The following is a 14,357-nucleotide window of genomic DNA, read 5'->3' as shown; positions in this document are numbered from 1 at the left end:
AGCGATGCCAGCTTCGCGCTAGGGGCGCTGTTCCGAGCCCGACAGTCCCTGCGGCGAGGCAGGTTTTCCGCTTATGCGGCTTATGCCGAACTTGGCCTTGGCAGCCTGCCCCGCGCGCTGGAAGAAACGGATTTCTGTGGCGACGGTTTCGCGGAACGGATCGGTTTTGTTGAAGTAGTCGCGGTCCAGACCGAGCTTTGCACCGTGTGCATCGCCCTCGTAATAGGTGCCAAACAAATGGTCCCAGATCGGGAAATAATTGGCGAAATTCTTGTCGTGATGTTCCCGCACTCGGGAGTGATGGATGAAGTGGTCGCGTGGTGACTGGATCACGTATTTGCCAAACCAGCCATGCCAGGGGATGGCACTGTGCTTGACCAGACCAATGGCGCCAAAGGCGATGGTCACGATGGCGAATTCGGCCGTTGGCAGGCCGATAAGCAGCGCCGGAACGACCATAATGGCCACATTTATGGCCTTCTCCAGCGGATGCTCCCGCGACGAAGTCAGCGCGTTGAACTCTTCGGCTGCGTGGTGAAATTCGTGCAGCCGCCATAGTACGGGCAGCCGGTGCATCAACCGATGCTGCCAGTAGCTCAAGAAGTCTGTCAGTACTAGGAACAAGAGAACATGTGCCCAGCCCGGCAGCGTCCGGGCAAGGTCCAGGTGGGGGGCATCCTGAGCCGCGCTGGTAATGGCATAGGACAGACCAAATGATGCGAGCGCCGCGAAGAGCGTAATCATTCCCGTCGCCTGAAGGACGAAATAGACGATGTCGGTGATTGTGGATTTGCTGCGTTCGAAGAGAACCCGACGGAACCCGGAATTGCCGAACCCCACATAGGTGAGTTCCACCGCGAAAACCGTCAGAACCAAGCCAATGGAAATGGCGAAACTGAGCGCCATTGCCTTACCATTCAGATAGTAAGTGTTGTAAAAAAAGCTTCCAAGCTTGTGTACGCAGTATTCAACCAGCCACATGGCTTACTCCAAACACGAACCCGTACAGCTTAGTCTTGACGATGCGCTTGTTGCCAGATTGCTCAAAGGACGATCGGGGCGTCCTTTTGATGTATTACCGGCGGTGGAAGTGCAGTCCCAGGAGGCATGCAGGAGGGTCGAGGAGCACTGCGAAAAAATTACAACTGGCCGAAGGGTTCACAAAAAGTACTATCAGGACGAGAGCAATTAGGTAGGCACGTTTCGATGCGCGGCGGCATCGGGTCGAGAAGTAGCTGAGAGTGGGCGGGGTCGCGCTTCTTTCGGCCGGCTGCGGAGCGGTGCTTCGGCTTCGCTGAGCAGCGGCTTGGCAGGCTTGCAAGGCGGCTTGGTCATGCCGGCAGTTCATCAGCAACAGCTTAAAAAGCAATTGACCCAGATGGATTATCGCGGGCCTCGACGCGGGGCAGGAAGTATTCGAGAAGCTGCACAGCCGATCGCGGGATACCCTGTGCTGACCTAAAGAGACCGGATCGTCTCGACGAGACGCTGCAAATCTGTTGGCTTCCCGAGATTCAAAGCGTCGGCGAAGAGGAAGCTCGAGGCTAACCGCGCTTGTCGTACGCCGTAGTGAGGACATAAGGCACTCCGAGCGTCCTTAGATGGAGTGCTACCGGTGTGACGCTCTCACCGCCGAGATTGAAGTCTAATACCGCTGCATCAGGCCGTTCACCGTCGATCAGTTCCACCGCCTGCGAAACTGTTGCGGCTGGGCCAAGCACCCGAAATCCTCCTGCCTCAAGTGCGTCTTGGAGTTGATGTGCAATAAAAAATTCGTCCTCGACGACCAGCACTGTTGAAGCTGACCAAGAATATCAGCCTCGATCGACTGCCAAGCCGGTTCCGTTGCCAGCGCTGCGATCGGGCAGACTATGTGTCGCTCAAGGAAAGGGCCGGGCATGTTTCCGCCAGGATCAGAGGCGATCGGCTTGGGCGTACCAAGGGGCATGGCCGTCGCCAATCGCCTTTGCCCTGACAAAAACCTGGTCCGGCAGAATGCTTCAATCTAACCAGGAAAGGCTTTAACTCTCCAGATGCGGCCGGTCTCCTCGCCGCCTATTTTCGCAGGATTTTCTCCATCGCCCTGCCCTTGGCAAGCTCGTCGATCAGTTTGTCCAGGTAGCGGATTTCCCGCATGGTGGTTTCCTGGATCTCTTCCACGCGGACGCCGCAGATCACGCCTGTGATCTGCGATCGGGCGGGGTTCATCTCAGGTGCCTGCGCAAAGAAATCCTCGAAGTTGGTGTTCCTCGCCAACTGATCGTCCAGGCTCTCTCGGCTATAGCCCGTCAGCCAGCAGATGATTTCGTCGACCTCCGCCCTTGTGCGCCCCTTCTTCTCCGCCTTGGCGACATAGTGGGGATAGACGCTCGCGACACTGACCGAATAGATGCGATGCTTCGTCATGCGTCCTCCGAGCCGATGGCCGACAATGAGCAACCCTCCTGCGGCGGGGCCCAGGGAAGCTTGGCTCATGGACGCAAACTCTACAGCGCCGCCGGCCATGACCGCAAATGGCGCAATCCAGCCGAAGCCACTCGTCTGCTGTCGGCCCAGAGCGGCCATGCTTCGATTACGCGCGGACGTGGACAATGAACTTGGGGCAGCCGGACGGTTCGTGCGATCGCTTCGCCCGGCCTACGGAAGCTCGATCTCGCCGTCCACCACGTGGTTGAGGCCGGTGCCTTCCGCCGTTAGCGTCATGCGGACCTTCAACGTCTTGCCGCCGACTTGCCCCTTGCGCACCGTCTCCTCGATCTTGCGCTGCGACGTGACGCCGACTTCCTTCAGGAACTTGCGGATCGACATGTTGAAGGCGTCTTCGCTCATGGCGGAACTCCTCTATGTGCGGAAGGGATTGTAATGGAAGGTAAATCGTCAAGGAAGCAGCAATGACGCCCCAGGCCCCAGAATCTGACGCGAAAAATTTCGGCGACAGATGACCGCTCCTGGCCCAAAGCGGGCATTCGGGAGTGGTTCACTCTTGTCTGCGATGGGGTGGTTAGCGACCGGTCAGCTTCAGGGTCTGAACGGGCAAAAGGCGACGTTGCGTGTGCCAGCCAAGCCGCGATGCGCCAGGTTCCCGAGAGTAACGATGGAGGGCTAGTGCGTCACCGTTGGTCAAGATCGACATGGCTCTTGTAGACGGCACCTTCCCGATATCTCATCGGAAGTTCGGCCGCAGGCAGATCGTGCGCCTCGAACGGTTTCCCGCTGGACCAGGGGAGCGCGTTCAACGCCACGCCGAACCCTGTGCTGAAAAGCAACGGCGCGAGCTTCGCAAGGGGCTTCTTCCACGCGATTGCAAGAACACCGAGCGGCAACTTCACGACGAAGAATAGGATGAGGACGAGCGGGGCGACGAAGAGGGTCAGCACCATCGGAATCGCCGTTTCCAACATGGGATCGCCGCCGTATCGCAAGCGGAGCGGTGGGTTCCGTGCGGCCGCAAACGGAATCAGTTCTTCCATGAAGCGAACGTAGTCGGCGGACCGATCGACGCCCGTTTCTCCGAGCCAATCGAGCGAGGAGATTTCCCTTGACACGAAGAGCGTCCTTAGGCGCGCGCTGTAGACTGGAAAGCCAGTGGTGCCGACCCCACTCGTGACGTGGAGGTGCAGGAATCGAAGCGACGTCCACGGGACGAGGCTGACGGACCGCCCTCGCGTCACCGAGAGGCCCCGGTCCTCGATGACGTAGGCCATCTCGACCTTTTGCGGGGTATCGCGATACCTCGGGATCTTCGCAGTGAAGCGGTAGTTGGGAAGGTCGTCTGTCTGCAATCGAGCCCCCCCACTACGGTCCGCTAGTCGAAATGCTGCCTATCCCGCGATAGGATTCGATATCTGATTTACACGCAACTTGTTCTGCTGGGAATGACCGCTTGCGGCGGATCAGAGATCAGCCGCTATCTTCGCCTTGCTCGGGAGCAGACCGACTTAAACGCTTCAAGGACGTCCGAAATTGGCGCATTCCGGTCAGTGCAATTCAGTTTGGGTAAACAGTCGATCTGCATTCATGTTTTCACCTGCCTTCTCAATTGCTCCGGATCATCTTCTTGAGCGACTTGTCCCAATCGTCGTTGCTCATTATTGACAGGGTCTTCGCGGCGTCCCCCGGTACCTATTCTCATGGCAAACGTCGCAGGTAAGCATTGGAGCTGTTGCATGGCAATCTACAAGGGCGCGCTGGCATTGCTGGGAAAGTCGGAAACCGACGCAGCGGTCGTGGACTACTTGAAGTCGCTGGGTGCGACGCTCCCGCTCAAGCGGCCGCCACGCGGCGAGAAGGAAACGAACGTCGAGATCCCCGGTCAACAGATTGAACTGCTCTTTACTCTCGGAAGCGAGTTGCCGAACGGGACGCGCTTTGCGGAAGGGGAGTTGGTTCTGCGTACATTCTTCGTTCTTCCGGAGGAAGCAGGAAGACCGATCGATGGAACGCCTTTCGATCTCGATATGACCATGACCCGGGAGCAGGCGCGAGCAAAGTTCGGGGAGCCGGAATGGAGCAGCGGTGGTAGTTTGAAAAACGATCGCTGGGTGCTTGGAGACAAGCGGATGCTTCTAAGCTTCACCTCGGACGAACGGCGCATCCGGCAAGTGTCGGTGTCGCAATTGTTCGAGTGAGCGGGTGTCCGAACACATCCCTCATTGCAAGTCCGAGGTTCTGAGCGGGGGCGTTGGACATTACACTTTTTTGCCTGAAGGTTTCTGAAGGACGGCGGGCCGCTGCCCCAGAGCTTTTCGCTGATCTGAAAGAATTATCTAGAACCGCGATCCACGACATCGTTGCGATAAGGGCAGCAGAATTTTGCGAGCACACGACAGGATGTCCACTGATGGCGCTTTCCGGTCGAGGGCCTTCTGTCTCCTGTCGGCCCGAAACGGTCTTCACGAGGGAGATTTGCAAACAGCCTCAATATGGTTTCCATCTGGGTCAATGACAAAGGCCGCGTAGTAATACGGACCGTAGTGCGGCCAAAGACCCGGACCTCCGTTATCTACACCGCCGTGCTCCAATGCCGCGAGATGAAATGCGTTGACCGCTTCTCGGCTAGGGGCTGCAAGGGCCAGATGGTGCCCTGAGCCACCGGAGATCGCGGCACCAGCGCGAAGCTTAATGGCGAACTTGTCTCCGGAGTTTGGTGGTCCGTAGCCGATAGGCTGATCATCACTGCCGGGTGTTAAATCTTCCCAGACTCTGGATTACCCCAGTCAGGCCCCTGCGCCTGAAGCAATGTCCGCTTATGGCGCATTGTCGTCGGCAGCATTGGCAGTCCTTCGGTGGTGTTTCTGACCTCATTTCTGCTAAAGCTGGGGAGGAAATCGCCCGCGATGTCACCAACTGCCGAAGTGTGAAGGGCGCAATGGGCTGATAGGCTGTTGTCTTGAAGGAGGAGCGCTGGGATGAGCACCGACCGGGATACTGTGCGGTCCTATGATGCGGTCGCGGCGGAGTACGCCGCCGAGGCCGCGGTGATGCCCGAATGGGTCGCGACAGAGATCGATGTGTTCGTGACCGGGCTCCCCGGCTCGGGCAGAGTGCTGGAGATCGGAAGCGGTGGCGGGCGAGATGCACTTGAGCTTGAGAAGCGGGGCATCAGCGTCCGGCGCACCGACATTTCGAAGGGTTTCGTCGAACTGCTGCGCGAAAGTGGCTTCGAGGCCGACCTGTTGGACCCGCTGACCGATGACCTGGCCGACCCGCAGCGTCCCGGCATGCAGTATGACGGGATCTGGGCCTGTGCCTGCCTCATTCATGTCGCGCGCGAGGATTTCGGCACGGTGCTTGGACGGCTTGCCGAGGCGACCCGGACCGGTGGCAAACTGCACGTCTCGGTTCGGGAGGGCGAAGGCGAGGATGTGTCCACACACGGCAGTGCTGCAGCGCCCCGGCGCTACGTCGAGACGTACTGGCGCGAGCCTGCCCTGCGGTCGGCACTCACAGACGCCGGCTGGATTGTTAGCAATGTAATTCCGTACGTTGGAAAACCCCATGATCGGTGGCTGAGCGTTCGGGCGAATCGGGCCTGAGGCAAACAGAACTTCTGGGAATGGCCGGTTGTGGCGCGACCATGAACTCGAGGTGATCACCGGACTGTCGGCTTCCGGGCGAAGGCAAAGATCGCCACTGTGGCCGAGATGAGGACGCATTGCTGACCTTGCGTTCCAGCCGAAAGAATGGCCCGCCCTCGTCGGACCTCGGCACCCTCCTCACGTGTTGTTGATCGCGATCTCGCATCGGCTGGTTGCACCGCACACTTTTTGCTGTTCTTTTCGCACTTGCGAACAACTCGCTTCTGTAACCCGCCGGACGAGAGACATTCCTCCCAGTCCGACGTCCGGCCAGAAAGAGGATCCGAACATGGGCGATCTCCTGAAAGGTATCTCCAGTTTTCGCGGCGCGGTTTTTCCCAACCAGTCGGCGCTTTATCGCAAGCTGGCGCGGGAAGGCCAGCAACCACAGGCTCTGATGATATCCTGCGCCGACAGCCGGGTGATGCCCGAAACCATCACGCAGGCCGGTCCCGGCGATCTCTTCGTCTGCCGCAATGCCGGCAATATCGTTCCGCCTTTCTCGACCCTCAACGGCGGCGTATCTTCCGCCATCGAATATGCGATCCTGGCGCTCGGCGTCAGCGACATCGTCGTGTGCGGCCATTCGGATTGCGGCGCAATGAAGGGCCTGTGCCATCCGGAGCTGCTCGAGCCGATGCCCAATGTCGCAGCCTGGCTGCGCCACAGCCACGCCGCCTATTCGATCGTATGCCGGGCCTATCCGGACGACCTTTCCGAAAGTGATCGCGTGCGCGCAGTGGCGATGGAAAACGTCGTCGTTCAGCTCGATCACCTGAAGACGCATCCTTCGGTGGCCGCGAAACTCGCCACCAGCGAGATCACCCTGCATGGCTGGTTCTTCGACATCGAGACCGGCGAAGTCCAGGTCTATGACGGGGCGAAAGCGACCTTCACGGTGCCGCAGGAGGGAGAGCCGCTGCCGGTTGCAGTGACCGGCCGCGATCGGCCGCATGTCATGCCGCAAATCGCAGCAATGCTTGCCGCGGAGTAGCGCCATGACAGCAATCAGCTCCGCCTTTTCGCGCGACCTCGCCTCGTCCTTGGTCGTCTTTCTCGTCGCCATCCCACTGTGCCTCGGGATCGCCATCGCTTCCGGCGTGCCGGCGTCGATGGGCCTGATCTCCGGCATCATCGGCGGCATCGTCGTCGGCGTCCTGTCGGGCTCGCCGTTGCAGGTCTCCGGACCTGCCGCCGGACTTGCCGTCATCGTCTTCGGCTTCGTCGAGGAATACGGTGTCGCCATGCTCGCCCCCGTCCTGATCGCCGTCGGTTTCCTGCAGATCGCCGGCGGGTTCCTGCGGGTCGGATCCTGGTTCCGGGCAATCTCGCCGGCCGTCGTTCATGGCATGCTCGCCGGCATCGGAATCCTGATCATATTGGGGCAGATTCATGTGCTGATGGATGCCAAGCCCGCTGCCGGCGGGATGGAGAACGTCGCGGCGATGGAGGACAGTCTCGCCCGTCTTTGGGGAACTGGCCTGACGAGCCAGGCAACCGCTTTGAAGGTCGGCCTCATATCCCTGCTGGCAATGGTGTGCTGGGAGAAGTGCCGTCCGAAATCGCTGGCGCTGGTTCCGGGAGCGCTGGTCGGTGTCGCGGCGGCGACGGTTCTTGCCGCCGCGTTGCAATTGCCGATCGCGCGCGTCGAGGTCCCCACCTCGCTCGTCGACAGCATCACACTGCCGACCGCGGAAAACTTCGCCCGGTTGCTGGAGCCCGGCGTCATTCTCATGGCGGTGATGATTGCCGTCATCGCCAGTGCCGAAACCCTTCTCTCGGCCGCCGCCGTCGACCGGATGCATGACGGCGTGCGCACCCGGTTCAACAAGGAGCTGTTTGCCCAGGGCGTCGGCAACGGACTCTGCGGCCTGCTCGGCGGATTGCCGATCACCGGCGTCATCGTCCGTTCCTCGGCCAACATTCAGGCCGGCGCACGCACGCGGGCCTCCGCCATCTTCCACGGGATCTGGATATTGGCCCTGGTGGCGCTGGCGCCAAGCCTGTTGACCCTGGTTCCCTTGTCGGCCCTCGCCGCGGTTCTGCTCGTCACCGGATGGCGGTTGATCAGCCTGCGCCATGTCAGACACCTGTTCGAGCATCATGGGTTGGTTCCGGTCGGCATCTGGGCGGTGACCGTCGCCATGGTCGTCCTGCAGGACCTGCTGGTCGGCGTGGCGCTCGGCCTGGCGCTGTCGATCATCGAGATCGTGCCCTACCTGAGGCGCAAACTCGCGATCAGACACGCAGAGATAGACGAGGAAATCCATGTCCAGCTCGGCGGCGCAGCCACCTGCAAGGACGTGCCCGTTCTGCTCAACACGCTCGAGCAGCTGCCCGAGGGCCGCAAGGTCAAGATTGTCGGCGAGGACCTCCATTACATGGATCACACCAGCGCCGAAACCATCAGCGAATGGCTACGACGCGAGGCAAAGGCCGGTCGCGCCATTGAAATCCATCCGCCGCCGGCGGCACGCCACCCCCGCCTGACACCGCTGTTTCGGCGTTTTGCGACCGAAGTCGCCTGATAAAATCTGGGGAGGGCAAACGCCCCTCCCCAATTCACTTCCTGTCCATGAGGCTTCAAACGGAGGTCTGAAGTACAGCCAGGCATCCACTAGCTCTTTCCGACTGGCCATCCCAGAGGCCATGCTCGAGCGAACTTCAAGTCTCTCAATGATGATGCGATGATTGGACATCGACAGCCGTCTAGAAGTGATCGAGGACACCATGCCCGCAGTTATATTGATCGGAGCGTCTGGTTCCGGCAAAACAACCATCGCTCGGGCAATCGCCGAGCGCTCTCCCGACAATACGGATGTTCTCTTCTTTGACACGATAGGCGTGCCGAGCGCTGAGGAGATGATAAGGGAGTACGGATCAGGCGAAGCCTGGCAGTTTGCCAAGACCGTCGAATGGATGAAGAGGATCGCCGAAATTACCAAGACGGGACGAAGGATCGTCTTTGAAGGCCAGATACGGCTTTCGTTCTTGGCTGAAGGGGCGGTCGCCGCAGCTTGGCACGACTATGTTCCGATACTTGTCGACTGCGATGATATCACAAGAGCAGCTCGGCTGATTGTTCACCGGCGACAGCCCGAACTCGCCAATCCCGAGATGATGAACTGGGCGAATTACCTCAGAGAGGAGGCGCGAGCGCGTGGATGCGAGATTTTAGACACCTCTGCCATGTCGGTAGAGCAAGCCGTCTCTCGTGTCCTGAGCCTGACAATCCCATCCGCCGCTGCCCAGCGTTAGAACCATTCGTGGTCAGATTGGAGCATCCTGCCAGAGCAGGTTATCGCCTCTCATCCAGAGGTGCTCGACCCCTCCGGGTTGACTGAAAGGGGAAGCCGGCAATCAGACCCAAATCCGTCAGGCCCCGCGGCTGCCGCCCCAGCGGTCTATTTCACCGGCCAGACAAGGAGCAGCGTCGGCACGCTGACCAGGATGATCAATGCCGACAGCGGCAGGCCGAGACGCGGGTAGTCGGAAAACTTGTAGCCGCCGGGTCCGAAGACCAGCGTGTTGCATTGATGGCCGACCGGGGTCAGGAAGTCGCAGCCGGCGCCAATTGCCACCGCCATCAGGAAGGCTTCCGGTCTGAAGCCGAGGCTGGTTGCAAAGCTCGCGGCGATCGGCGCCATGACGAGAACGGTGGCGGCATTGTTGAGGAAGGGTGTAACGGCCATGGCGCTGACCAGGATCAGGCCGAGCGCCCCCCATGCCGGCAGGTTCATCGCCACCGCACCCAGCCAGCCGGCGATCAGGTCGCTGCCGCCGGAGGTGCGCAAGGAATCCGAGACGGGAATAAGGGCGGCGAGCATAACCAGGATCGGCCCGTCGACTGCTTTATAGATATCAGTCAGTGGTATGGCCCGGAAGACGACCATGCCCAGCGCCGCGGCGAAGAAAGCCACCGGAACCGGTGCGAGGCCGACGGCGGTCGTTGCCATGGCGAGGGCCAGGATCAGAAGCGGAATGAAGGCACGGCGGCGGGTGCCGAGCATTACCTCGCGCTGGGCGAGCGGCAACAGGCCAAAATCCTGCAGAAGTGCGGCCAGGCTTGCCCGGCTGCCCTGCAGGAGGAGAACGTCGCCGACGCCGAGGGTCATGCTGCCCAACCGTTCCTTGAGACGTTCCCCGCGCCGGCTGATCGCCAGAATGTTGACCCCGCGCGTGTAGGAAAGCGCCAGTTCCTTGGCCGAAAGACCGGCGAGAGACGAGTCCTGGCTGACGATCGCCTCGAGCGAAATAATATGCGTGTCCGGCTGACCCTCTTTCGTCAGCGGCTTGCCGGACAGCTTCAATTTGCCTTGTGATACGATGCGGTCCATTGCCGCCGATGGACCTTCCAGCATCACAATATCGTCGGAGCGGAGGGTCAGATCAGGAAAGGGCGCCATCCTGGTGCCGCCGCGCAGGACGGCCGTGGCGATGACCTCGCCATCGCCGAGCTTCACGAGATCGCTCAATGCCCGCTCCAGCAGCGGCGACTGGCCGGTGATTGCGACTTCGCTGGTGTAGTTCTTGATCTCCACCACATCTTCGATGGCGTGGTCCTGCTTGGTGCGGCTCGGCACCAGCCAGTGGAAGAACAACAGAAAGGTAATACCGACGACCGTCAGGATGGCGCCTGTCGGCGTGAAGTCGAACATGGTGAAGGATTCTCCCGTCATCTCGTGGCGAAGCCGCGATACGACGATGTTCGGCGAGGTGCCGACCTGCGTCATCAGTCCGCCGAGCAGGGCAGCGAAGGACATCGGCATCAGGTATTTCGACGGAGAAGCGCCGGATTTCCTGGCGAACTGAAAGGCGACAGGCATCATGATGGCGAGCGCACCGATATTCTTGATGAAGGCGGACAGCAAGGCCACGGCGATCATCAGGAGCGCGAGCTGGGTATGAAGCGTGTTCAGGTTCGGGAAAAACCGCTTGATCGCGGCATCGACGATGCCCGAGCGGGCAACGCCGGCGCTGACGATCAGGGCGCTGCCGACGATGATGACAATGTCATCCGAAAAGCCGGAAAAGGCCTTTTCCGGTGGGACGATCCCCGTCACGACCGCCAGAACCAGCGCGCAACAGGCGACGACATCATAGCGGAAGCGATCCCAGATAAAGACCGCCATCATGAGCCCGATGACAGAAAATGCGATGATCTGCTGTGTCGTCATGCGAACCTGGAAAGAGGCTGGGATGTTTGCCGACAACCGAGCGGAAGACGATATTCCTGAACGTCGTTTGCTTGCGCAAGTTCCCTGCCGTCCTGATCAACCTCCTGACCAGCATGTGCGTGAGCGGATAAGCTGGACACGCCGGCGGGCCGCCACCACCAGACATTGCAACATGTTGACGGCCGGCGGACTGATGCGAGTGTCACCCGATTGGTCGCGGCCGCTGCCACTCCGTGGAATTCGGCCCTTTGCGGGATCGCCATATCATCGCGCCGAATAAAGGGTATAGTACTCCAGTCGGCGATTTTACAGGGCGATGCCGACTGGGCGATCCGACGTGCTCTTGCCTTGGGTGAGGCCACAAGAATGTCTCTAAACCTCTTAAATCTTCCGGAACTCTCCGAGCGGCAGATAGAGATGCTCGCGAAGGTAATTGCCGACTGGTGCGACGCGAACTCCGTCGACGCAGGCGGGGATTGCGCGCAAGCCGCATACGCTGCCGCCGTTGATCTTTTAAGTGCAAACACAAACCTGTCAGCGGGCCAGTTGCGACAGGCGCTCGACGTCAGAATGGCTGAAAAAAAGCGCGAGGAACCTTCATCGTAGACCCTGGTTGGGGTGAAGCGGCGCCTTTGGGTTGGCCGCTGGCGATGGAGCCTGTGTCTTGTGGAAGAGTGTCGTTATTCTACGTCTGCGAAAGCCGACCACCGTCAGATCGGCAAAACAGGCGTTCGACCTCCTATCGGCCCGTTGGCCAGTCTCTGACGGAAAGGCTTACATCGCGGCTCTTGAAGCCTGTGAAGGCGCCGAGGACGGACATGTTTCAGACGAAAGCGCCCGGGAGTTGTTCCTGTTGGCTTTGAAGGAAGCCGCAATCCCCTACTCGACCGATATAGAATGAGGCGAACGAACACGGGACTATAAATTGGTCGCATGCCAAAGCCGGCAGGCATTGCGGCGCTGACAGTAAGAACGCAGTAGCCGGGGTTGACCGACACGCTTATCTTCATTTGTCGCAATGACATCCGCACCCTCCCCATCGCGGAACGATACTTGTTGGCTCCACTTCAAAGGCACGGCCGGCCTCGACGCGCAGGTTGCCCGAGAGGCGGCAGCCATTAGGCACCGCTCCGCAGTTCCTTCGCTCCAACGCGAGCGCGGGTGTGGCCGCAGCACGACTGTTCACGTTCTATTTCAAGAGAAGAAGGCCGCTTGCATAGCGGCAGGCATCAAAGCCGTACTTTTGATATCCACAGGGCAAGATTGAATATTTCTACTGGGATGTTAGCTTTCGCACATGACTCAACAAGTTGGGAGATGAAAGATCCAACGCGGAGCGCCTATGTCCGGTCAACCTGATGAGCTCGTGTCGTTTTATGGCAATAGCCTGAAACTTGCCAAATGCTCTCTGGCGGTTTCGAAGGCCTACAAAACTGCAGCGGCTCCAGGTGCGACCCTATGGGATCTATATCCGGAGCTGCTTGATCCTGGCGCCAGATCGATGATCGAAGCCGTGCTCGCCGGCGGCCTGCCCCGCAACATCGAGATCGGATCCAGTTCGTCCGGCGACAGTCGCAGTCTTCTCGTTTTCGGCACTGAACGAGGCCTTGGGGTCATCGAGACGCGCGATGCAAGCGCGAGTTCGGAAGCGTCGACTGGGGAAGCCGATCGCGCCCTCCTTCTTCATCAAGCCAGGCATGACGTTCTGACGGGACTGGCAAACCGTCGCCAATTCACCAGTGATCTCGAGGCAAGCTTTCCGGTGCCGAAAAGTCAAAAGCTCGCGCTGATGCAGCTCGATCTCGATGACTTCAAACCCGTCAACGACACGCTTGGGCACGGCGCCGGCGACATGGTGCTCAAGATGACGGCGGAACGAATCCAGGCGGTGCTTCGCGACGGTGAGACAGCTTACAGACTCGCGGGCGATGAGTTCGCCGTCATTCAGCGGCGCGGGGACCAGCCTGGGGAGGCGGAAGGTCTTGCTGGATCCCTGGTCCGTGCGTTCAAAGAGCCATTCACCATCGGCGGGATCGATGTGTTCGTCGGCGCGAGCGTCGGAATTGCCATTGCGCCGACCGATGGAAATGACGGCGAACAGTTGATGAAAGCAGCCGACATTGCGCTCTATGCTGCCAAGAACGATGGCCGCGGCCGGGCAAGGACGTTCAACCGCTCGATGATGATCATGCTGGAGCAGCGTGAAACGTTGCGGCGCAGTTTGCGTGTGGCCCTCAAGGAGCGGCAGTTTTTCATCGAGTACCAGCCGCTGGTGGAGCTATCGGAGGGGATCGTCGGCTTCGAGGCGCTGCTGCGTTGGCGCCATCCTTATGCCGGAGTGGTTCCGCCGAGTGTTTTCATCCCGATGGCCGAAGCCGATGGCCTCATGGGAGATATTGGAGCGTGGGTGCTTGAACAGGCCTGTCGCGAGGCGTCGACGTGGCCCTCGCATTTCATCGTGGCGGTCAATCTCTCACCGGCTGAATTCCTCCGCCGCGGCTTCACCGATCGCGTATCCGGAATTCTTGACGCGGTCGAGTTTCCTGCCGAAAGGTTGGAGATCGAAATAACCGAAACCGTCCTGCTTGAACGCACCACAAAAAATCTCGACATACTCCATACCCTGGAGGTTCTGGGCGTCCGAATCGCGCTCGACGACTTTGGCACCCGCTATTCATCCCTCAGCTACCTACAGAACTTTCCGTTCGATACGATCAAGATCGACCGGCACTTCATCAAGGACATCGAGACCAATCCGAAGAGCCAGACCATCGTGCGCTTCGTCATCGGGCTTGCACATGGGCTGGGGATGCGGATTACGGCCGAAGGCGTCGAAACGGCCGGTCAGGCGACGTGGCTTAGAAGAGAAAATTGCGATCGACTACAGGGACATCTTTTGGGCGCGCCGATGTCTTCGGATGCCATCGGCGATTTTCTGCGTCAGGGGTCGTTCGCCACGGGTTGGGTCGGCTAATCCGATAAAGAGCCGATGGTGCATGGGCCCCGGCGGGGCGGTAAGCTTGACGCTTTCAAGGCAATTCCTCGAAGCTGCTTGACGACCTGAACGAGAAAAAAGAAGCCATGAGAGCGGCTGATCCGTCAG

14 protein-coding genes and 1 pseudogene are annotated in these 14,357 nt (G+C 59.8%); 8 read left to right on the top strand and 7 right to left on the bottom strand.

Going from position 1 to position 14,357, the window contains the following annotated elements; translation table 11 throughout:
* Nucleotides 1–18: 18 nt before the first annotated feature.
* The 5 genes from N2597_RS03500 to N2597_RS03475 all read right to left on the bottom strand — a co-directional run bounded on the left by N2597_RS03500 (nucleotide 19) and on the right by N2597_RS03475 (nucleotide 3,782).
* On the bottom strand, nucleotides 19–981 hold the full coding sequence (locus N2597_RS03500) for a sterol desaturase family protein (RefSeq protein WP_183598865.1): 963 nt from the start codon (nucleotides 979–981) through the stop codon (nucleotides 19–21).
* Nucleotides 982–1,544: 563 nt separating this feature from the next.
* The gene (locus tag N2597_RS03490; protein WP_341356221.1) at nucleotides 1,545–1,793 is read right to left on the bottom strand and encodes a response regulator; all 249 of its coding nucleotides are present in this window, start codon (nucleotides 1,791–1,793) and stop codon (nucleotides 1,545–1,547) included.
* A gap of 262 nt (nucleotides 1,794–2,055) precedes the next feature.
* Nucleotides 2,056–2,406 (bottom strand): DUF2200 domain-containing protein, encoded by a 351-nt coding sequence (locus tag N2597_RS03485; protein ID WP_096762530.1) that lies wholly within the window; start codon nucleotides 2,404–2,406, stop codon nucleotides 2,056–2,058.
* A 231-nt stretch (nucleotides 2,407–2,637) separates the two neighbouring features.
* Nucleotides 2,638–2,829 (bottom strand): DUF6494 family protein, encoded by a 192-nt coding sequence (locus N2597_RS03480; protein WP_064830019.1) that lies wholly within the window; start codon nucleotides 2,827–2,829, stop codon nucleotides 2,638–2,640.
* A gap of 281 nt (nucleotides 2,830–3,110) precedes the next feature.
* Nucleotides 3,111–3,782, bottom strand: coding sequence for a hypothetical protein (locus N2597_RS03475; protein ID WP_183598863.1), 672 nt, complete (start codon nucleotides 3,780–3,782; stop codon nucleotides 3,111–3,113).
* A 384-nt stretch (nucleotides 3,783–4,166) separates the two neighbouring features.
* Here N2597_RS03475 and N2597_RS03470 point away from each other — a divergent pair, with 384 nt between their 5' ends.
* Nucleotides 4,167–4,628 (top strand): hypothetical protein, encoded by a 462-nt coding sequence (locus N2597_RS03470; protein ID WP_183598861.1) that lies wholly within the window; start codon nucleotides 4,167–4,169, stop codon nucleotides 4,626–4,628.
* A gap of 264 nt (nucleotides 4,629–4,892) precedes the next feature.
* Here the strand turns inward: N2597_RS03470 and N2597_RS03465 are convergent.
* Nucleotides 4,893–5,204 (bottom strand): annotated as a pseudogene (locus N2597_RS03465) (VOC family protein); the annotation flags it as partial.
* 204 nt (nucleotides 5,205–5,408) lie between these two features.
* Between N2597_RS03465 and N2597_RS03460 the strand changes: the two are divergent.
* The 4 genes from N2597_RS03460 to N2597_RS03445 all read left to right on the top strand — a co-directional run bounded on the left by N2597_RS03460 (nucleotide 5,409) and on the right by N2597_RS03445 (nucleotide 9,335).
* The gene (locus N2597_RS03460) at nucleotides 5,409–6,035 is read left to right on the top strand and encodes a class I SAM-dependent methyltransferase (RefSeq protein WP_096762532.1); all 627 of its coding nucleotides are present in this window, start codon (nucleotides 5,409–5,411) and stop codon (nucleotides 6,033–6,035) included.
* A gap of 331 nt (nucleotides 6,036–6,366) precedes the next feature.
* The gene (locus tag N2597_RS03455) at nucleotides 6,367–7,071 is read left to right on the top strand and encodes a carbonic anhydrase (protein ID WP_011424407.1); all 705 of its coding nucleotides are present in this window, start codon (nucleotides 6,367–6,369) and stop codon (nucleotides 7,069–7,071) included.
* Nucleotides 7,072–7,075: 4 nt separating this feature from the next.
* A complete protein-coding gene (locus tag N2597_RS03450; RefSeq protein WP_096762533.1) occupies nucleotides 7,076–8,605 on the top strand; it encodes a SulP family inorganic anion transporter in 1,530 nt (509 codons plus the stop codon).
* A gap of 163 nt (nucleotides 8,606–8,768) precedes the next feature.
* Nucleotides 8,769–9,335 (top strand): AAA family ATPase, encoded by a 567-nt coding sequence (locus N2597_RS03445; RefSeq protein WP_225881427.1) that lies wholly within the window; start codon nucleotides 8,769–8,771, stop codon nucleotides 9,333–9,335.
* A 146-nt stretch (nucleotides 9,336–9,481) separates the two neighbouring features.
* Here the strand turns inward: N2597_RS03445 and N2597_RS03440 are convergent, their stop codons facing one another.
* The gene (locus tag N2597_RS03440; protein ID WP_183598859.1) at nucleotides 9,482–11,254 is read right to left on the bottom strand and encodes an SLC13 family permease; all 1,773 of its coding nucleotides are present in this window, start codon (nucleotides 11,252–11,254) and stop codon (nucleotides 9,482–9,484) included.
* A gap of 366 nt (nucleotides 11,255–11,620) precedes the next feature.
* Here N2597_RS03440 and N2597_RS03435 point away from each other — a divergent pair, with 366 nt between their 5' ends.
* From N2597_RS03435 to N2597_RS03430, 3 genes are all read left to right on the top strand, one after another.
* Nucleotides 11,621–11,860, top strand: a complete 240-nt coding sequence (locus tag N2597_RS03435) for a hypothetical protein (RefSeq protein WP_141399558.1) — start codon at nucleotides 11,621–11,623, stop codon at nucleotides 11,858–11,860.
* 31 nt (nucleotides 11,861–11,891) lie between these two features.
* On the top strand, nucleotides 11,892–12,155 hold the full coding sequence (locus tag N2597_RS33685; protein ID WP_096762536.1) for a DUF982 domain-containing protein: 264 nt from the start codon (nucleotides 11,892–11,894) through the stop codon (nucleotides 12,153–12,155).
* 441 nt (nucleotides 12,156–12,596) lie between these two features.
* On the top strand, nucleotides 12,597–14,228 hold the full coding sequence (locus N2597_RS03430; protein ID WP_183598857.1) for a putative bifunctional diguanylate cyclase/phosphodiesterase: 1,632 nt from the start codon (nucleotides 12,597–12,599) through the stop codon (nucleotides 14,226–14,228).
* Nucleotides 14,229–14,357 lie beyond the last annotated feature (129 nt).

Source organism: Rhizobium sophoriradicis, assembly GCF_025200795.1.
Taxonomy (GTDB): Bacteria; Pseudomonadota; Alphaproteobacteria; order Rhizobiales; family Rhizobiaceae; genus Rhizobium; species Rhizobium sophoriradicis.
This window is presented reverse-complemented; position numbering and strand designations above follow the sequence as displayed.